Here is a 3,285-nt window from a genome sequence, read left to right as displayed (position 1 = left end):
CTGTTTCGGATGCCACTCGACGAACGCAGTGACTGCCGCTCAACTGCATCTCGACACCATGAAACCGGGTCTCGCGTGCGAAGTCTGCCACGCCGGCGCGAACGCGCATATGCAGGCGCTGGCCGATGGAAAGCCCTCAACGCCGCCCAAAAAACTAGGCGCGATGGCCGCCGAGGACACCTCCGAATTCTGCGGCCAATGCCACCGCACCTGGAGCTCGGTAGTCCAGATGCGGATCTTCGGCATTGTGAACGCCCGGTTCCAGCCCTATCGCCTCGCGAATAGCCGCTGCTTTCTGGGCGACGATAAGCGCATCGCCTGCACCGGCTGCCATAATCCGCATCACGACTTAGTGCGCGACGACAACGCCTATGACGGCAAATGTCTCGCCTGCCACACGGCAACGGTTGCCGTGAAAACCACGCCGGTAGCGAAGCAATGCCCCGTGGCTAAGGATAAGTGCGTAAGTTGCCATATGCCGAAGGTCGAGCTTCCGGGTAGCCATTCAACCTTCACCGACCACTACATCCGCATTGTGCGCGCCGGCGAGACATACCCGAATTAGTCAACTAACCGCTGCAACACGCGACTTACATCGGCCGGACGCGCCAGACGGTACTTCGCCTTAGTAACCCCGTCGCCAACGAATATGGACCAGGCATCTTTCGGCAGCGCGGCGAATAAGTCCTCGTCGGTGCGGTCATCACCCATGGCGCACAGAAACCCGGTATCGGGATACGCCGCGAGCAGTTCCGGCACGATCGCGCCCTTGTTTGCCCACGGCGGCTTCACCTCCACAATCTTCTTCCCGCGATACGCCCGCAATTCCGTGTCGGCGAGCATGCCTTCGAGCATCGAGACTAACTCGGTCGCGAGCCACTCCCCGAACTCCGGATCGGCCGTGCGATAGTGCCAGACTAACGCGAACCCCTTCTCTTCGATAAAGCTACCCGGCGTCCGGTCTACATAATGTTGCAGGATGGGACGGACCGTCTGTTTCCACTCATGTGGCGCCGTATGTCCGTGCCATTCGTGACTCCCCGGAAACCGCCAGCGCGCGGAATGTTCCGGGGCCAGGCCTAAGTGCGGCACGTTTCCAAGCCATCGTTCCAGGTCTTCCGACTTACGGCCGCTGATCACGAACACGCGATTGCGCGGGTCCGCCGCCAATCGGGTCAGTAGCTCGATGATATTGGCCCCCGGGACAGCGTCCGGCGGACGATCGGCGATCGGCACCAGAGTGCCGTCGTAATCGAGTAGTAACAGGCGACACTTACGTTCGGGCGCTGTCCGAAAGGCTTGTTCGAACTCCGCCGCCGGCATAGGAATCGCGCCTGTACTCTCCGGTAGAGTACGCGCGGCCGACGCTTCATCCAGTCGTGAGAGAAACTGATCGCCCCACGCATACACATCATTGCGCAGCACGCGTTCCCGAAGCGCTCCCATGCGATCGCGCTTCTCCGCGGCATCCATATTGATCGCGCGGAACACTGCTTCCGCGCTGTCTTCCTCGTCCATGGGATTGACCAACAAAGCCTCGCCCATTTCCGCCGCCGCGCCGGTAAACGTACTCAAGATCAGAACTCCGTTGCCGTCCTCTTTGCAAGCGACATATTCCTTAGCGACAAGGTTCATCCCGTCTCTAAGCGGCGCGACCCAGGCCACATCCGCGATCCTGTAGAGCGCGGCCACTTCATCCGGCGGCAAGCTGCGGTGGATGTAATTGACCGGCACCCATCCGGCGGTCCCATGTTTCCCGTTGATATGAGATACCAACTCATGTACTTCGGCGCGGAGTTCCTGATAACTCTCAATGTTCTCCCGCGAAGGCACGGCCACCTGGATCAACACCACCTTACCTTCCAGTTCCGGATGCGTGCGCAACAATCGCTCGAAGGCGCGGAGGCGCTCGGGCAAACCCTTTGTATAGTCCAGACGATCGATCGCGAGCAGGATTTGGCTGCCCTCGTACCTGCGCCGCAGCTCGTCTACATGACTCTTCGATTCCGCTGTCTCCAGAAGACTCGTCAGACTCTCCGGCGCGATGCCGATCGGGAGAGCCTCGATGCGGATGCGCCGGCCGGCGGCTTCCACGCAGTCCAACGTGCTCTCAACTCCCAGCAGCCTCCGCAGCGAACGCCGGAAATGTTGTAAGTAGGAGTGCGTGTGAAATGCAACCAGGTCCGCGCCTAGCAGGCCGCGCAATAGCATCTCTCCGCGCGGCAACACCGCGAAGATATCGGAAGAAGGAAACGGAATGTGCAGAAAGAATCCAATAGCCGCGTCGGGTAGACGCCTTCGCAGCATGCGCGGCAGCAGCATCAGATGGTAGTCATGTACCCAGATCCGATCGCCTTCCCGGTACTGTTCCACAATTGCGTCACAGAACCGCTCGTTGCCGTCGTGATAACTGCTCCAGTTCTCCGGCACGAACTTCGCGCGCGAGATGAAGCTGTGGAACAACGGCCAGACGGCCTGATTCGCGTAGCCCTCATAGAAGCGCAGCCCGTGCTCGGGTGCGAGCCGCACGGGAATCGCACTCTGCTCTTCGCGCAGCTTGCTCAAGATGTCCGCAGGCAATTGCTCTCGCGCGCCGCTCCAACCAATCCAAGCCCCGCCGGTACGCTTGAGGATCGGATCCATCGCAGTTGCAAGTCCGCCTGCACTTCGGGTCGTGATCCACTCGCCGGTTGCATGCGACAACGACACCGGTAAACGGTTCGATACTACGAGGAGTCTTTTGGAATCGGCCACTTGGTTTAGTCTCGCGCAACCCGTTGAGCCTCGTCATCGTTCGCACGACACAGACGAAAACGAGGCCAGCAGAATGCTGCACCTGATGTCGAGGCATTCCAAGAAATGATGAAAGCACTTACCTGGCACGGGACGCATGACGTTCGCGTCGAAACCGTTCCCGAGCCGAAGATTCAACAAAGTACAGATGTGATTCTTGAGATCACATCCACCGCAATCTGCGGTTCCGATCTACATCTCTATGACGGCATGATGCCGACCATGGAAGCGGGCGACATTCTCGGTCATGAGCCGATGGGTATTGTCGTCGAAGTCGGGCCCGGCGTTAAGAAACTAAAAAAGGGCGATCGCGTTGTGGTGCCGTTTACCATCTCCTGCGGTACTTGCCGCTTCTGTAAGATGACGATGTTTTCGCTTTGCGACACATCCAACCCGAATGCCGAGATTGCCAGAAAGGCAATGGGGCATTCGCCCGCGGGACTTTTCGGTTACTCGCATATGCTTGGTGGCTTCGCCGGCGGTGCGCTCGCG

At 59.4% G+C, this 3,285-nt stretch carries 2 protein-coding genes and 1 pseudogene; 2 read left to right on the top strand and 1 reads right to left on the bottom strand.

The genetic code is table 11. The features are described from left to right. A pseudogene (locus tag H1Y01_RS03005) lies at window positions 1-565 on the top strand (eukaryotic translation initiation factor eIF-2-beta/eIF-5 family protein); the annotation flags it as partial. Here H1Y01_RS03005 and H1Y01_RS03000 read toward each other — a convergent pair. After that, window positions 562-2,754 carry a bifunctional alpha,alpha-trehalose-phosphate synthase (UDP-forming)/trehalose-phosphatase gene (locus H1Y01_RS03000; RefSeq protein WP_257644405.1) on the bottom strand — a complete coding sequence of 731 codons (2,193 nt, stop codon included), beginning with the start codon at window positions 2,752-2,754 and terminating at the stop codon, window positions 562-564. The pseudogene H1Y01_RS03005 and the gene H1Y01_RS03000 overlap by 4 nt on opposite strands. Window positions 2,755-2,862: 108 nt before the next feature. On the opposite strand from H1Y01_RS03000, the gene H1Y01_RS02995 reads away from it, so the two are divergent. Beyond that, window positions 2,863-3,285 (top strand): alcohol dehydrogenase catalytic domain-containing protein (locus H1Y01_RS02995; protein ID WP_180538624.1); only part of this gene is annotated, 423 nt, incomplete at its 3' end.

This window comes from Nevskia soli (assembly GCF_903970205.1).
Taxonomy (GTDB): Bacteria; Acidobacteriota; Terriglobia; order Bryobacterales; family Bryobacteraceae; genus Bog-113.
This window is presented reverse-complemented; position numbering and strand designations above follow the sequence as displayed.